Raw genomic sequence first — 275 nt, 5'->3', positions numbered from 1 at the left:
CGCTCGGCGGTGGCGACCGCCCAGCGGTCCCGCGTCTCGTCGTCGACGCGGTTGATGCTCTCCGGCCGGATCGAGGTGAACACCCTGTCCGAATCGTCCGGCTGGAACGCGTTCGCCTTACCTGTCACCGCGACAAAGGCAGGGGGGTCCATCCGCTCTAACGCGGCCATCTCGTCGGGCTGGTACTGCCCGGCGTACACGACGAACGCGCCCGTCGGGTCGACGACTCGGGCGCGGAGCACATCCTCGTTGACCTGCTCTATCTCAGTCAGGAC

Annotated in this window: 1 pseudogene; it reads right to left on the bottom strand. The window is 67.6% G+C overall.

Going from position 1 to position 275, the window contains the following annotated elements:
* Nucleotides 1–275: pseudogene (locus SM755_RS23600) on the bottom strand (hypothetical protein); the annotation flags it as partial.

The sequence above is a fragment of the Natrialba sp. PRR66 genome, from assembly GCF_034808065.1.
Taxonomy (GTDB): Archaea; Halobacteriota; Halobacteria; order Halobacteriales; family Natrialbaceae; genus Natrialba; species Natrialba aegyptia.
Note: the sequence above shows the minus strand (reverse complement) of the source record. Positions and strands in the feature narration are given on the sequence as shown.